Raw genomic sequence first — 15,251 nt, forward strand, 5'->3', positions numbered from 1 at the left:
AGTCCTGCTGCCGGTGAGCCTTTGCGGGATGAGACGGCGCTGTTGCAGGCCCAGTTGGCTGACCTGCAGGCTCAGCTCAGTGCCTGACGGTGGGCACCCGTGGCTGTTGAGTAACTTCGATCGGTGGATCAGCTGGTGGGTGCAGGAATGTGAGCCGCCGCTGCGGATCAACATCACGGTCCGGGGGTGGGTGGTGTCGCGGGCCGAGAATCCGTTTGAAGGTGCCCGGTTCGTTCCCGGTTTCGACGATCTGTTGTTCGCCGCGATCCCCGGCACGTTGGACGAGGCCGGGCAGGTCGTGACCTGTACGTATCGGGTGATTCGTGCGGATTGGACGGTGTACTGCTCAATGATCGGCACCGCGTCATGGCCGGTGTAGGCACAAGCCCGGCGACGAAATCCCGGACCCGGCGACGAGGGTTGAGGGCGGGTGAAGCGCGCCTCGATCGTGTTCGTCAGGTCGCTGAACCGCTGCGACCAGGATGCAGGCGAGGCTGACGGAGCCGTCGTGGATGTCCGCTCATCCGTGACCGCCACCAGGCGACCCACCTGGCCTTGCAATGCGGCGATGCTGCTCAACGGTCTCTGAGTCATTTGTGGGGGGCGACGGCTATGCCCTGCGGGCGTAGCGTCGAAGGTCGGCGGCTGGGCCGCTTCCGCCCTGATAGCAAGCAGGGGAGCCCACGATGAACGAGATCGGTAGCCGGATCTACGAACTGCGCAGCGAGCGGATGCCCCGCCTGACGCAGCGCGAACTCTCCGACCGGGCAGGCGTGAGCATCGACGTGGTTCAGCGCCTGGAGCAGGGCCGCAAGTCGTCCGCCCGGCTGCCGACCCTGACCGCCATCGCCACCGCTCTGGATGTCGATTTGGCCTACCTCGTCGGCAAACCCACTCACTTGCAGAGCGTTCCTGCCGGTGGTGGCCTGCTCGCTCTGCGCCGCGCTCTGACGCCCGTGGTCGACGAGCAGGGCGATCCGGTGCCCGCCGACGAGTTGCGCGGCACTGTCGTCGACGCGTGGGACGCCTACTGGCGCGGCGACTACGACCTGCTCTCCACCGTGCTGCCGGGCGTCATCTCGGGTGCCCGCCGTGCCGGCACCGGCGCCGTGTTCGCCGAGGCGGCGCAGATCGCGGCGGCGACCCTGGTCCACCTGGGACACGCGGATCTGTCCCTGGTGGCCGTCGACCAGGCTTTGACCGTTGCGGAGGATCCGCTGCTGCGCGCCGCGGTGATCGGCACCCAGTCGTGGGTGCTGCTGAACCAGGCCCGGTCGGACGACGCGGTGGCGACCGCGGTGCGAGCGGCCGACGCGATGGAGCCGCGGCGCAAGGCGGCGCCGGAGGCGGTCAGCATGTGGGGCAATCTGCTGGTGACCGGGGCGACAGCGGCGGCCCGGGCCGGCGATGACGACGAGGCCCAGGACCTGTTGCGGGCGGCGCACGGTGCGGCGGTCCGGCTCGGGAAGGATCGCAACGACTACAACACCGCGTTCGGCGTGAGTCAGGTGGTGATGCAACGCGTCGACGTGGCGGTCGTCGCGGGTGACTACGCGCGGGCGCTCGACGTCGCCGCGGACATGCCGCGCCGCACGGGACTGCCGCTCGCGGCTCGCGCCCGGCACAAGGTTGACCTGGCGCACGCCCATGCGCGGCTGGGCCGGTCCCGGGACGCGGAACGGGTTCTGCTCGAGGTGGAGCGGACCGTGCCACAGTGGATGCGGTACCAGACGTTCCCGAGGTCGGTGGTCGGCGAACTGCTCTCGGCACGGCGACCGTCGCCCGGCGTGCGGGGCCTGGCTCGACGGCTCGGTGTCGGGTAGGACGTTTCGTCCCACGTACCCATGATCGGGTTTGCGAAATGGGACGTAGCGGCCGTTCCTGTTCAGCGATCGCTCGGCCACGATCGGATGCGAGCACGGCGCGGCCTTGTAGACGAGGCACTCGCCGCGACTCGGCGGCGGCGGGTACCGGGTGTCCAGCAGACCCCACCCGCCGTCGTCCTCGACCTCTGGGCTAAGGCGATCGGCATGACCCACTACACGATCACGCACGGACCCCGGCGCCGTGTGCACCGGCCATGGCGGGTGGACTGCACGTGCGGTTTCGAGGTCTATCCCTGTGTCCCGGTCCGGCTGGGTGTCGTGATGCCGGCCGCGAGGACCAGGTGGTTCTGGTGACCCGCCACGAGCCGATCTGGCCGTACGCGCTCTGCGCTGACTGCGGCCGCCGGTACCCCTGCGATGCCGGCCTCGAGGAACTGGTCGCCGCGAAGCTCTGGGACCTGTTCGACCAGGCGGCACGCGAGGCGCCTGCCGTGCCGTTCCTGGCCCTCTACCAGCAATGCATCCGTCGACCGCTCCGGACGGCGATGGCGTTGGCCGGGCCGGTGTCGCGATGATGCCGCGCGGCCGTGGCGAGATCCTGCACTTCGGTGCGGACCCGAGCGTGCAGTCCTCCGGCGATCGGATCCCGATCCTCCGCGTCGACATCGCGAGCACGCTTGAGGGGGAGCGCTCCGTCGCCAGCCTGCAACGCCCGCCACAGTGGCAGGACTGCTCATGAGCGATCACGAGATGCGGTCTGATATGTCCGGCAAGCCCCGGCTGGTGGGTGTCTTCGAGATCCGCCTGATTCTTGGCCTATCCCGCCAGCGCATCCACCAACTGGCCGATCGCCCGGACTTTCCGAAGCCATTTCAAGAGCTGGCCATGGGGCGCGTGTGGCTGGAGGAAGACATCGAGAACTGGTCCCTCGGGCAACAGCCATGGCGCCGGGCATGAACAACTCGGCAGCCTGCCGGGGAGTCGGGATCAACCGTCGCACCGGCATCCGCTGGCGATACGGCCGAACCGTCACCAGCGCGGACAACGAGTCCAGGAGCTACCCACCGCTCGCTGCGCCGAAGCGGGATGTCTCTGTCCGCTACCTCTCCGAGGACGAGCGCATCACCCTCGCCGACGCGGTCGAAGCCGCCCTGCGGGCGTTGCGGAATCACCCGCGCCGTAGCAGTCCCGGCGCCCGACCCGGTCTAGGGTGGGTGCGTCGTCCGTCATGCATGCCGTGGAGTACCCAATGTTGACCATGCGCCCAGCGGGTCCGGCCGACGAGGAGCCGATCGCGCAGATGATCCGCGCCCGATCTGTGTGGCTCCGAGAACGCGGAATGCCCGGCTGGGACGAAGCTGCCGACGCGCTCGCTGCGCAAGCCGCCCAGCCGGGATTCCCGGTCTGGGTACTGATCGACGCCGACCGAGTCATCGGCTGTACTTCGTTGTTCGAGGAGTCCCCGGCCTGGTTCTGGACCGAACAGGAACGGGCCGAACCGGCGGTGTTCATGGCGACCACCGTCACCGACCCGGCGCATGCTGGCCAGCAGATCGGCTGTCAGGTCGCCTGGTGGGTCCTCGACCATGCCGCCCGTACCGGCAAACAGTGGGTACGCCGTGGCACTACCGAATCCGGACTCGTCCGTTACTACCGCGATGTGCAGGGCTGGCATGTGGTCCGGGAGAAGACCAGAGACGGCTTCACGGTCACCGGGCTGGCCCGCCGGGCCCAGCTGATGCCAAACCTGCACATCGCTCGCGAGATGCGGTCATGAGTCCGAGACGGCGCCCGTTCCGGATCACCCCGCATGGGCGGGGAGCAGTTCGGTAGGGACACCGTGCTGGTCGTGTGCGTCGGGTCATCCCCGCATGCGCAGGGAGCAGACCACGACGGCGGCGAAGCGCGACAACTTCGAGGGACCACCCTGCATGCCCGGGGCGCATACATGATCACGGCGACGCCGATCAGGCAGATCGCGGCGCCGATGAGGCCCCACCGACCATCATGCCCGGCAACCTACCCATTGGTGATCATCAGGCGGGGTTACCGGCGTCACCGCGCGCTGCACGCGCAACCGTCACCGGCGCATCCGGAGCGATGCCGGCGCCGCGACACCCACCACCAGGCGCCGGCCGCGGTCACCGCCAGCACAACAGCGATACCGGGCATCCAGGAACCGGCGACGGCCCACCCCGCACCGGACAACACCCCGGCGCCCAGTAACAACGGGATGACACAGCAGGCGGCGCAGGCGACTCCGGCCAGGCCCGTCAGCCCCGACGGCAGCAGACGGCGAGCGCGGTCAGCGAGGATCGGCATCAGGTGCTCCCAGCGCGATGGTGGCGAACGGGATCGGGCAGCACTGCTGGCCGGCGCAGGCCACCAGATCGTCACAGCCGGCGGCAACAGCCGCACGCAACGTCGAGGCGATCACCTGCAGGTCGGCGATTTTCGCCTCCACCTCGACAAGCTTCGTCTTCGCCCGCTCCTGCAGGCCGGCGTCCGGACGCCCGTGCCGATGCCCGCCGGTGGCGAGCAAGTCGGCGACCTCGTCGAGCGTGAACCCGAGCCGCTGCGCCGCCTTGATCACTTTCAGCACGGTGACCGCCTCGGCCGGGTAGAGCCGGTGCCCGCCGAGGCTGCGGTCCGGCTCGGCCAGCAGCCCACGGCGTTCGTAGTACCGCAGGGTCTGCAGATTGACGCCGGCCGCATCGGCGACCTGGCTGCTACGCAGACCACTCACGGCCGCATCCGGTCGGCAGCGCGCTGCTGCAACGCGTCCAAGACCTCGACGTACGCGTCCGGCACCTCGGCGTCGAGCCGCAACACCGCGTCGCTCGGCTCGAAGACGAAGGTGAAGAACGAGCAACAGCTACTCTCCTGCGCGGTCAGATCTCGAGCGGTCGCCTCACAGACCGGATCGAGGTCCCAACGCAGCGTCGTGGCCGACAGCCGATGCTGGCTCCGCAACGTGGTGGCGAACAGGTCATCGAACTCGGCCAGCCGCAGCGGCCGCTCGACGGTAGGCAGGGTGCACGCCGCAGGCACCCACGCTTGCTCTCCAGTAGTGGTCATGCCATGACGGTAAGCCTGTACCCAGGTACCGGATGCAACCCCAAACGCTCCGCCGATCCACGAACGCCTGCGGATCTCCGGGCAGGGCCCTGGAATGGTGGCTCTCGAACTGGCAGACATGACTTTCGGCCCGAGCCGGGTGGCTCTGAAACCCGCCAATCTCTGGCTCTCTTGGCGGGACAGAACCTCAGCTTCGCTTATAAAACCAGGTCCTCAACGGTGACCGTGAGGCGGCAGTAGACCTGCGCGGTGCGAGGCTCTGCCGACCTCATGCGAACGATGGACCCATCCGGCAGGTAGACGCTGTCCCGGCGGCTGTGGACGACCGGAAGCTGAGGACTCGCCCGGCCCGTTCGACACCTACTGAGCCCGGAGGGCCGGGGCGCAGCGAGTACCGGGGGTTCGGCGCCGGCTGGCGCTCCGGCCGGGTCGCGCCGAGTCCTGAGATCGCAGATGAGCGACGGTGGGCAGCGCGGTTCGGTGGGCCCTGGGCCGGCATTCGCTCGCCGGTCAGCGAGGCGGTTCCCAGAAGGAAGCGAGGACGAAGGCGGTGCAGAAGGGTGCGTTGACCGCGTACGGGGGGAGGAGCCGGTCCGCCTCCGCGACCAGCGCGATCAGCGCTCCGTAGATCGGCTGGAATTCTTCGATCTCCAGCAGATGCATGGCCGACCAGACCGCGGTGAAGCCATCCCCGTCGAGTTCGTCGACATCGCTGTATTCCCACCACCACTGGTTCAGCTTCCCGGCGACGTCGCTCTCGAAATACTCGGGATGGAAAACGCCCAACCGGGCGCCTCTGGCCAGCAGGCCGACGCCTACATCCATGATCGGTATCGGCGGCAGGTCGCCCATGTCGCCCATCGTCTGCTGCGCCAGCCGGGCCAGTGCGGCGTTGATCGCCGCTTCGTCGGTCGTCGCCGTGGTCGCCACCTCGACTGCGGCTTGCCAGTGACCTCCCATGCCGACGACGGCGGCCGCCAGCGGTGGCCAGTGTTCCTCATCGACCAGCCATTTGTCGGCAGCAGCCAGCGAGTGGACCACCTGGGCCATCCCGGCGCGGTTCGTGGGCGGGTCATCCGGCATCGCCGTCGTCGGCCTGCCGACCGGTTCCGGTTCGTAGGGTCCCGGATCCTTGTGCCGGTTGTCCCCGGCGAGCTGTTCCAGCTCCCTCGCCCCCAACCGGGGCGGGAGTGGTGGTGGGTAGGTCACGGCGACTCCTCTCGACGAGCTCAGGCGGCTGCGCGTCTCCCGAGCTGCTTCCGTGCGCGTGGCATTCGCCTCGGTAAGTACCTGCCGCGCGGTGTTGCTCGCCGGGAGTGCGGCAGTTCCGGCCGCGGCCGCGGCCTCGGCCTCGGCCTCGGCCGCGGCCTCGGGAGAACCTATTGATTCGCCGGACAGTGGGCAATGCTTTTTGGTGTGCGGCCGGGATTGCGCGGCAACCGTCCGCGCGTATGTCCGGCGTGCCCCTCCGAACGCATCATCGGATCTTGTTCGACCGGCTGTGCGTTGGCGGCGGTGCTCCGGTGGACGGCCTGACGTGCGACAAGTGGGGTGGTGCGATCTTCGGACGGAACAGGTGATCGAAAACCGACTTACGATCTTGAATAGGAGAGAGGGGGTGATGGAAAGCTTCTGAAACAGGGCTGACGTATTGGCGATCATCTGTTTGTATGTGGCGATGCAGATCGGAGCGCCGCGTCTGGCGATCGATTACGGCACCGCCTGCACCCGCGCTGTCGTTGTCGTCCCCGGGCAGTCCTGGCAGCCATTGATGATCGACGGGAGTGCGGAGCCGTCCAGTGCCGCCCACGTCGACGCGCACGGGCAGATCACCGTGGGCAGCGCCGCCTGGCGGCTGGCTGCCGTCGACCCGGACGGGTTCGTCGGTGCTCCGCTGGCCGAAGGGGCCGGGACCGTGAGCCGGCATGGGCGTGAGGTCGAGGTGTGCGACCTGGTCACGGCGACCCTGCTGCTGGTCAGTGCGGAAGCGATCCGGCTGCTCGGGGCCGTGCCCGCGGACGTACGGATGACCGTCCCCGCCGGGTGGGGGCCGCGGCGGCGTACCTGGCTGCGCCGGGCCGCGCACCAGGCCGGGCTTGGGCTCCCGCAGCTGGTGGAGGCGCCGGTCGCGGCCGCCGGGCAGCGGTTGCTCGACGGGGCGCAGTTGCAGGTCGGCGCGTTCGTGCTGGTCTGCGATGTGGGGGCGACGACGGAGGCGACCGTGCTGCGGCGCGGCCCGCGCGGGTTCGAGGTGCTCTCCACCCTGCACGCGGCCGACGCCGGTGGGCAGGCGATCGACGGATTGCTGGCTCAGGCGCTGGTCGCGGCCGTCCCGGTACCGGACGGCACCCCGTCATGGCCGGTGCTGGCGAGCATGCGGGCGGGCAAGGAAGCGGTCTCCGTGCAGCCGGCGGTGACCGTACCCCTGCCGGAGCCGCAACCAGCGGTGATCCTGAACGCGGCCATGGTCGAGAGTGCCGCCCTGCCGGTGTTGCATCGGGTCGCGGACCTGGCGTCGGCCGCGGTCGTGGCGGCGGAGCTGACCCCCGCGGATCTCGCGGCGATCTATGTGGTCGGCGCGGCCGCCGCGATGCCCGCCGTGGGCCCAACGCTCGAGCAGCGGCTCGGCGTGCCGGTGCAGGTCGTGCCGATGCCGGCGGCAACGGCTCTGCTCGGCGCCGTGGAAGCGGCCGGAACGCTCGACGGGTCAGCGGACACCGTGCAGCAGGAGCCGCTGCCGCCCCTGCGTCGGGTGCTCGGGTTGTTGCTGCCGGGCGTGCTGTCGCTCGCACTGTTCGCTCACACCCTCTACTCGGCGGTCTTCAGTGGTTCCCGGCTGCTGCACGAGCGGCCCTGGTGGGTGATGGCGCACTGGGGTGAACTGGCGACCGGGTGCGTGCTGGCGCTGGTGGTCGGGGTGAGCGCCGGGCCGTGGTTCGGCGCCGCACTGGCCCGTGACCAGCGGCTGCACGATCGGTGGAATGCCAACGGGCAGCTGGCAGCCGGGTTGCTGACCGGGGTGGCGCTCGGCGGGATCGTCGCCGCGCTGTACGGGGCGTCGGCGGCGCTGTACTTCCTGTACCCGTTCGGTATTCCGCTGCGCTGGACGCTGCTGCCGATCCTGCCCGCCGCGGTATTGGTGATCGCCGTTGCCTGGCAGATCCGCCATCGCCGTGACCGGCCGCCCGGCGGGTGGGAGGCGTTTCTGGCGATCCCGTTGGCGCCGGTGCTGATGATGGGCGCCGGGATGCTGGTCGCGTCGCAGCTGCGGTTTCTCGCCTATCCGGCGTGGATGGGTGTCTACATCCACCTCGGGTCGCGGACGGGCATCGCGCTGGTCGGGGTCGGGATCGCGGTGCTGCTGGCCCGGGTCGCCGTGCTGCGGCTGATCGGTGCGATCGCGTTGGGTACGGCCGGATTCCTGCTCTCCGACTGGCGCCTGGACAACGGTGTCGGTGTCGCCGTCGCGGTGGCCGTGGCCGGGTGGTGGGCGCAGCGGTTGTGGGCTCTGCTCCGGTGATCCGCGCGGTCCGGGCGGCGGGAAGTGTGCTGGCGGCGATCGCGGTGGTGGCCGGGCCGCCGGTGGTGGCCGGGTTCGCGGTGCTGCACTGGTCGCCGCGCCTGCCGCCGCTGAGCGAGCTGGTCGACGGCGGGCCGCCGAGTCTGGGTCAGATCGTGGTGCTGGCGGCTATTCCGATCACGCTGCTGTGGCTGGTGGCCAGCGGGTATCTGCTGCGGGGCGGGGTGCGGCGGGCGCGGGCGCAGCTGCGGATGCCGAGCCCGGTGCAGCTGACCGCAGGGTCGATGGCCGGTGCGGTGGTGCTGGGCGCTCCGGCCATGGTGGCGGTGGTGGCGCCGGCGACGCCCGCGGTCGCGGCGAGCTCGGCCGGGGACGTGGTCGCTTCGGGGGTGGAGCTGCCGGACGGTGCTGGCTGGGTGCCGGTCGCGGTGGGGCAGGCGGTGGCGACGACGGCCGCCGCGTTCTGGCTGCGCCGCCGCCGTGAGTACCGGCCGCTGTCGCCCGGCTCCGATGTGCAGCCGCTGCCTGTCACCGTCAACGCTCTCACCGCAGTGCGCACCGATGGTGGGTCGGCTGTTCCGCTGGTCGAGCACGTGCCACCCGGTGGCGTGACGCTGAGCGGACCCGGTGCCCGCGACGCGCTGCGCGGGCTACTGATCTCTCTGCTGCTGGCTGGGCGCCGGGTCGTGGTGAGCTGGGCGGATCTGGGGGAGCTGCTGGAGGACCCGTACCTGAGCGGACCGGTGCCCGCCGGTCTGCGCGCGGTGGACGAGCTGACCGATGCCGGCGCGGACGAGGTGGCGCTCTCGGTGCACGCGACGCCGGGCACGGGCAGGTGGGTGGCTTTTGGCGCCGACGCCGCGGCGAGCCGGTGGGAAGTCGGCGCAGACGGGACGATTGCCGGCGTGCGGCGGTTGTGTGTGCTGAACGCGCGCGCGGCCGCCGACCTGTTCGGACTGCTCACCGCGGTGCGGCCGGAGGAGGCTCCGGCGCAGTCGCGGCCCCGGCCGCGACCGGCTTCCGCGCGGCTGCGGCTGCTCGGTGGGTGCGAACTGACCGTCGGTGGGCACCCGGTGATCGTGCGGCGCAGTGCGGGGCTGCAGGTTCTGGCGTACCTCGGGTTGCACCCCGGCGGCGCGACGGCGCACGAGATCATCGCGGCGATCTGGCCGGGCCTGCGGCCGGCCACCATCACCAACCGCTTGTACATCACGGTCAGCGAACTCAAGAAGGATTTCCTTTCTTGTACGCAGGGTGAGCTGATCCGTCACGAGCACGGCCGGTACCGGCTGACCGAGGCGGTGGATGTCGACGTCCGGCACCTGCAGGCCGCAGTCGCCGGGGCGCAGCGGGCGATCACGACAGCGGAGCGGCGGCGGGCGCAGCAGGTGGTCGTCGACGGGTATGCGGGGGAGGTGGCGGCCGGCTTCGACTGGCCGTGGATCGTGCCTGCCCGTGAGGCGCTGCGGCGTGTGGTGCTGTCCGGGTATGTGGATCTCGCCGAGGGCGCGGAGCCGGGGGTGGCGGTCGAACTGTTGCGGGCGGCGATGGTGGTGGATCCGCACAACGCGATGGTCCGGGAGCGGGCGATCGCGGTGCTCGCGCAGCTCGGCGACGAGGCGGCGGTGCGGGCCCTGCAGCAGTAAGTCTCCATGACCTGAACATCTGCCAAGGCCAGTGGATGCATCTGCTCGGCGCCGACGTGGAACTACCCAGCGATCAACGCCTCGATCACAGGCTGGTCCGCATCGTTCGATGCAGTAGCGCCGCCGCGACCCGAAGTGTCGCCGTGTCTTGCTTGGTCGTGCTCAGGAGCCCAGGACCTGCAGCAGCCAATCGATCACGGCGCGCATCAGGCCGGAGGTCATGCCGGTGACTGCCGCGAGAAGGAGTCGCTTCGTCATGGTGGGGAGTCGATGGTCGACGCGGCGTCGACTCTTCGGATTGTCAATATCATCGGCCTGGAGCGCTTGGAGCATGGTGTTCGCCCTTTACTGCGGAGGCGGATACGAGCCGGCTGACTCGAACTCCACTGTGAGGCCACTGCCAGAGGGTGAAACTCAAACCCGACCAGTGCCGATGAGCGCCGATTTCGACATTATGAGTGATGCTTGACGGCAGGATGAGTACCGACGAGCGCAGACCACTTCCGTCGAGTAGCCGCCCGGTGGAACGGGCCGTGCTGTCCGCGGGACCGAGCCGTGAGCTCCGTGATGCGATCTATCACCTCTACGCCCAGGCGGACTGTCCCCGTCTGGAGGAGCTTGCCAAGGTGATCGCCGCCGACGACAGCCTTCCGGCAGTGCCGAAGAAGGATGTGATCGGTAAGGTCATCGGTGGTGATTCACTGGCGACGAAACGAGATTGCATCGCGATCGCGGTCGCGCTGGCCCAGGAGGCGGGCAGGGCGGACACCGCCGCTGTGTCGGCCAGGGTGCACGAGCTGTGGATCGCCGCCCGGCTGGCAACCGCGCCTACCACGTCCGCGGATTCCGGCGAGGCGCTGTCGTCGCTCGGGCGGCCCATCAGCGCGTGCGATCCGTTCGCGCTCGAGGTCCACCGTGCAATCGACGCCTCTGCCGACAGTGGCCGGCTCCCGCCACTGCCGCTCTATGTCGAACGCCCTCACGATCGACAGATGCGCGCCATCGCTGATCAATCACTGAACGGCTCCAGCCGCATGATCACGATGGTGGGCGGCTCGTCGACGGGCAAGACCCGTGCCTGCTGGGAACTGGTGCAATACATCGAACGACAGCAACCCGGACGATGGCGGGTGTGGCATCCGTACGATCCGAGCCGGTCCGAGGCCGCCGCGGAGGAGATCAGTGAGGTCGGCGCATACTCCATCGTCTGGTTGAACGAGGCGCAGTCCTATCTGGCCCCGTCAGACCAGCCTCTCGGCGAGCGCGTCGCGGCCGGCCTGCGCACGTTGCTCACTGATCGGTTGCGGCGTCCGGTGCTGATCCTGGCGACGATGTGGCCGGAGCCCTGGACGACGTTGAGGACGCGACCGGACGAGGACGGACTCGTCGACCCGCATGGGCAGGCCCGGGAACTGCTCGACGGCACCGACATCGACGTCCCGGGGGCCTTCACCTCGGCCGACCTGGCGGACCTGAACAAGCACGACGACCCACGTCTGCGTCATGCCGGCATGTGCGCCGCAGGCGGTCGGATCACCCAGTACCTGGCCGGGGCACCTCAGCTGCTTGATCGGTACCAGAAAGCGCCACCGGCTGCCCGAGCTGTGCTGGACGTCGCGATAGACGCCCGACGGCTCGGCTTCCTTCCCGCGATTCCTTACGCGCTGCTGCAGGAGGCGGCCCCGGGCTACCTCGACGACGACGAGTGGGACCGGCTCGGACCTGACTGGTTCGAACACGCCCTGACGTATGCCGCCGCGACCTGCAACGGCACCCGAGGGTTGTTGACCCCTGTACGACCTCGCCCCGGTGAGCCCACGCTGTCCGGTGACCCGGTGTACCGACTCGCCGACTACATCGAGCAGACCGGCATCAAGCTTCGCGCCAGGTGCTATCCGCCCTCGTCCTTCTGGCAAGCCGCATCCGCAACGATCGACGATGCCACCGCATTGCAGGTCCTGGGCTGGGCGGCCGAACAACGAGGGCGGTACCAGCATGCCTTCTGCCTCTATCGTGCCAGCGTCCTCACGGGAACCTTGGGAGCCTTCCGGCCGTTGCTCCGGCTGCTGCGACAAGTAGACGCGCCACACAGCGCGGCGGAGCTCTGCCGGCGCGCGGCTGCACTGGGCAATACCGATGCACTCAATGTCCTGGCCTTCACACATGAGAGGGCTGGTGATCTCCGGCGCGCTGCTTCTCTCTATCGCCAGGGCGCCGACCGTGGCGACCCGCAAGCTCTGCATGCCCTGGCCAGGCTCAGTGCTGAGGCGGGCGACTCGGACGCTGCGGTCCGCCTCGACGGCGCCGCCGCGGAATCCGACGACGCCACTCGTCTTACCTTCGCCCAGCGGGGTGAACGGGCCGGCGACCTCGATCGCGCCCCCGACCTCAATCCTCAGGCCATCGACCGGTCCCGGATTGCCACCGCGCGGGACAGCGGCACCATCCCGGTCGCGCGGGTGCGACGGCAGGCCGCCGACAGGACCGCCACCAGCAGCTTGATCAAGCGGGTGCACGACAGCCGGCGGGCCGGCGACCTCGACGCTGCGATAGCGGCCGCCCGGCAAGCCGCGGAACGTGGCCATACCGGCGTTCTTGGCAATCTCGCCCTGCACGTCGAGCAGCACGGGGACCTGAACGGTGCTGTCGACCTGGCCCACGAAGCCGCCGATGGCGGGAACCCGATCGTGTTGAGCCAATTGGCGCGGCGACGGGAACTCGTCGGCGACCCGGACGGGGCTGCCGACCTTTACCGCGAGGCAGCCAATCGCGGCAACCTCAACGCCGTCGTCAACCTGGCTCGGCTGAGCGAAAAGGGCGGGGACAACGACAGTGCTGACAAGATCCGGAAGTATGGTCTCGACGCCGGTGGGCTCGCGGCGGAACCATGGTGCGCCCTGGCAGCATCCTGGGCCATCCGGGCGGAAAGCAGCATGGGGCGAACGGCGTCAGATGCTGGTGATCTCGATCATCCGGCGTTGGCGCAAGCCGAGTAGCAGGCGTCGGTGCTGAAGTGCACAGCCGACTCGAACTAGACCGTCATGTACCTGGGCGTGGCCTGGTACGACCAGGAGTTCTTCGTCGAGCGCGGCGGCGCGGGCTTCAGCCGGATGCACCAGAAGAGCTACCAGCTGATCGGGGTGCCGCAAGACGCGATCACCATCGCGCACCTCCTGGCCGCCGACGTCGCTCAGTTCACCGCGGCTGAGGCGGCGCCAGAATCGGCGGCGGCGCTGACCGCCGGCGCGACGGCTTAACGGGATGCTTGACCCGGTGAAACGCCCGTCCTGCTGAAGGAAGGTTGCGGGACGGGCGCCGGTTCAAGAAGTTTGGCTCCCCGCCGGCTCCCGGCTGGACATGATCGCCGCGGCCGTCACCCGTCGGCCGGTCGCAGCTGCGGTTGCCGCGGCGGCGATCAGCAGCAGGCCGGCCCCGGCGAACGTGGTGGCCGGGGCTGCGTCGACGGCCACGGGGAGGGTCAGCATGCCGACGGTGCCAGCCGTCCGGATCACGGTTTGGTCGACGGTGATCAGGCGTAGCCGCTGGGCGGGGACGAACCCGGCCAGTTTGGTCCGCAGCGTCACCGCGGCTGCCGGAGCGGCCAGTCCGGCCGCGAACCCGACACCGAGCACCACCGGAAGCGTCGGTGCCGTGCTGTATCCGATCAGCGCCAGCCCGGTTACCGTCCATGCGCTGCAGTACACCGTCAGCCACCGGCCCGCTCGCAGGTTTCCGATGAGTAGGTTCCCGGCGAGTGCACCCGCGCCGACGGCGGAGAGCGCCAGTCCGTACCCGGCCGCGCCCTGGCCGAGCCGGACCGCGAGCAGGGTCGGCAAACCGACGGCGGACACCGCGGCGACGAAGAAGCCGATGCCGTGCAGGCCGACCGCGACGGCGACGTCCGGATGGCGGCGCAGCACCGGCCACGCGGCGACGGGCTCGGCTCGCCTGGCCGGGGCGGTGACAGCGCCCGGCGCGGCGGCGCGGGCGACCCTGTGGGTGTGGGCACGCAGCCACCACATCGCGGCCGCTGACACGATGAACGTGACGCCGTCGATGGCGAACAACTGCACCTCGGAGACGACCATCAGGATCAGGCCGACACAGCCGGGCCCGGCGATCACGGCAATCCGGTTGGTCAGGTCGAGCAGCGCAGTCACCTCCCGGACCCGGTCCGGGCGGACCAGGTCCGGGACCAGGCCACCGAGGTTCGGATCGAACAGCACACCGAGTGTGCCGAGCAGCAGGACCAGGACCAGCAGGACCGTGATCCCGCCCTGCCCGGGGGACCACAACAGCGGGACCGCGCACGCCACCACGGCCCGGCCGGCATCCAGCCAGCCGAGCGCCCCGAACGAGGAGAAGCGGGCGATCAAGCCTCGGCCGAACGTCCCGATCAGGATGTACGGCAGCGACTCGACCACCGCGGCGATTCCCATCCACACCGCCGAGCCGGTCGCCTCGTACACGACCCACATGATCGCGAGCCCGTAGAGGCGGTCACCGAGAACGCTGAGCGCCGCCGAGCTCCACAGCACCAGGATCGGCCGTTGCCGCAGCAGTCGTAAGTACCCCACGCGCGCCACACCTCCACAATCGGGTTCGTTGGAGTAGGGCAAAGCGATCCCGGTCCGGCACCCGGCGGGCTGGGGTCAAGGGGGCAACCTAGCGACTCCCGCCGGGCGGTGGGGGTTCTGACACACCGGTGGTGGAACCTGTCACCCGTCCGCGCCTCAGGTGAAGGTGATCAATGGCAGACACTGACCCTTTCGGTCAGCAGGCAGCCCACTGGGCCTGGTGGGCGCCGTTCTGCGACGCCGACTCGGCCGGCTATCTCGACCCGGAACCGGCCGTGCAACTGCTCGCCGACATGGTGGACTTCCGACCGCCGACGCCATTCCCTTAGCTGCTGATTTACGCGGCCAGCTCGACGTTGGCCCCGGCTGCCTGATCGACGGGCTCGCGGTCACCCGCCAGCGTCTGCAAATGGGGCTCAAACTCGCGCACATTGGTCAACACGAAACGCGCAATCCTAGGCCCGAAAAGGGCGCCTGTCCGGGTCCGGTTCCCACGACCGAAGCCACTCGGTGTTGTGGCAACGTTCGGTGCGGCGGTGTCGTGCCGCGACCGTCAGCGCCCGGTGATCCGATCACCCGGTTCGCCGGTGAGGACCGCCAGGGG

15 protein-coding genes are annotated in these 15,251 nt (G+C 69.7%); 9 read left to right on the forward strand and 6 right to left on the reverse strand.

Annotated features, from left to right (window positions below):
* The coding region (locus tag Apa02nite_RS45395; RefSeq protein WP_203830676.1) for a hypothetical protein at nt 1–579 on the reverse strand (579 nt) is incomplete at its 3' end.
* Nucleotides 580–686: 107 nt separating this feature from the next.
* Between Apa02nite_RS45395 and Apa02nite_RS45400 the strand changes: the two genes are divergently transcribed.
* The 4 genes from Apa02nite_RS45400 to Apa02nite_RS45415 all read left to right on the forward strand — a co-directional run bounded on the left by Apa02nite_RS45400 (nt 687) and on the right by Apa02nite_RS45415 (nt 3,603).
* Complete coding sequence (locus tag Apa02nite_RS45400; RefSeq protein WP_203830677.1) at nt 687–1,823, forward strand: helix-turn-helix domain-containing protein; 1,137 nt, start codon at nt 687–689, stop codon at nt 1,821–1,823.
* 353 nt (nt 1,824–2,176) lie between these two features.
* Nucleotides 2,177–2,401 carry a hypothetical protein gene (locus Apa02nite_RS45405; RefSeq protein WP_203830678.1) on the forward strand — a complete coding sequence of 75 codons (225 nt, stop codon included), beginning with the start codon at nt 2,177–2,179 and terminating at the stop codon, nt 2,399–2,401.
* Nucleotides 2,402–2,561: 160 nt separating this feature from the next.
* Nucleotides 2,562–2,783 (forward strand): helix-turn-helix transcriptional regulator, encoded by a 222-nt coding sequence (locus tag Apa02nite_RS45410; RefSeq protein ID WP_239165027.1) that lies wholly within the window; start codon nt 2,562–2,564, stop codon nt 2,781–2,783.
* Between the two features lie 292 nt (nt 2,784–3,075).
* A complete protein-coding gene (locus tag Apa02nite_RS45415) occupies nt 3,076–3,603 on the forward strand; it encodes a GNAT family N-acetyltransferase (protein ID WP_203830679.1) in 528 nt (175 codons plus the stop codon).
* 278 nt (nt 3,604–3,881) lie between these two features.
* Here the strand turns inward: Apa02nite_RS45415 and merT are convergent, their stop codons facing one another.
* The 4 genes from merT to Apa02nite_RS45435 all read right to left on the reverse strand — a co-directional run bounded on the left by merT (nt 3,882) and on the right by Apa02nite_RS45435 (nt 6,113).
* Nucleotides 3,882–4,148, reverse strand: a complete 267-nt coding sequence (gene merT / locus Apa02nite_RS45420) for a mercuric ion transporter MerT (protein WP_203830680.1) — start codon at nt 4,146–4,148, stop codon at nt 3,882–3,884.
* Nucleotides 4,132–4,572, reverse strand: a complete 441-nt coding sequence (locus tag Apa02nite_RS45425) for a MerR family transcriptional regulator (protein ID WP_203830681.1) — start codon at nt 4,570–4,572, stop codon at nt 4,132–4,134. Before Apa02nite_RS45425 ends, merT begins: the two co-directional genes overlap by 17 nt.
* A complete protein-coding gene (locus tag Apa02nite_RS45430) occupies nt 4,569–4,904 on the reverse strand; it encodes a hypothetical protein (RefSeq protein WP_203830682.1) in 336 nt (111 codons plus the stop codon). The genes Apa02nite_RS45425 and Apa02nite_RS45430 overlap by 4 nt, the downstream gene beginning before the upstream one ends.
* Before the next feature lie 510 nt (nt 4,905–5,414).
* A complete protein-coding gene (locus Apa02nite_RS45435) occupies nt 5,415–6,113 on the reverse strand; it encodes a hypothetical protein (RefSeq protein ID WP_203830683.1) in 699 nt (232 codons plus the stop codon).
* 469 nt (nt 6,114–6,582) lie between these two features.
* On the opposite strand from Apa02nite_RS45435, the gene Apa02nite_RS45440 reads away from it, so the two are divergent.
* The 4 genes from Apa02nite_RS45440 to Apa02nite_RS45455 all read left to right on the forward strand — a co-directional run bounded on the left by Apa02nite_RS45440 (nt 6,583) and on the right by Apa02nite_RS45455 (nt 13,327).
* Nucleotides 6,583–8,424, forward strand: coding sequence for an Hsp70 family protein (locus tag Apa02nite_RS45440; RefSeq protein WP_203830684.1), 1,842 nt, complete (start codon nt 6,583–6,585; stop codon nt 8,422–8,424).
* Nucleotides 8,406–10,070 carry an AfsR/SARP family transcriptional regulator gene (locus Apa02nite_RS45445; RefSeq protein WP_203830685.1) on the forward strand — a complete coding sequence of 555 codons (1,665 nt, stop codon included), beginning with the start codon at nt 8,406–8,408 and terminating at the stop codon, nt 10,068–10,070. The genes Apa02nite_RS45440 and Apa02nite_RS45445 overlap by 19 nt, the downstream gene beginning before the upstream one ends.
* 521 nt (nt 10,071–10,591) lie before the next feature.
* A complete protein-coding gene (locus Apa02nite_RS45450) occupies nt 10,592–13,066 on the forward strand; it encodes a hypothetical protein (protein ID WP_203830686.1) in 2,475 nt (824 codons plus the stop codon).
* Between the two features lie 45 nt (nt 13,067–13,111).
* On the forward strand, nt 13,112–13,327 hold the full coding sequence (locus Apa02nite_RS45455; RefSeq protein ID WP_203830687.1) for a hypothetical protein: 216 nt from the start codon (nt 13,112–13,114) through the stop codon (nt 13,325–13,327).
* 63 nt (nt 13,328–13,390) lie between these two features.
* Here Apa02nite_RS45455 and Apa02nite_RS45460 read toward each other — a convergent pair whose 3' ends face one another.
* Nucleotides 13,391–14,647 carry an MFS transporter gene (locus Apa02nite_RS45460; RefSeq protein WP_203830688.1) on the reverse strand — a complete coding sequence of 419 codons (1,257 nt, stop codon included), beginning with the start codon at nt 14,645–14,647 and terminating at the stop codon, nt 13,391–13,393.
* 173 nt (nt 14,648–14,820) lie between these two features.
* Here Apa02nite_RS45460 and Apa02nite_RS45465 point away from each other — a divergent pair, with 173 nt between their 5' ends.
* Entirely contained in the window at nt 14,821–14,976 is a 156-nt protein-coding gene (locus Apa02nite_RS45465; protein ID WP_203830689.1) for a hypothetical protein, read from the forward strand.
* Nucleotides 14,977–15,251 lie beyond the last annotated feature (275 nt).

It is taken from the genome of Actinoplanes palleronii (genome assembly GCF_016862315.1).
In the GTDB taxonomy this organism is placed as follows: Bacteria; Actinomycetota; Actinomycetes; order Mycobacteriales; family Micromonosporaceae; genus Actinoplanes; species Actinoplanes palleronii.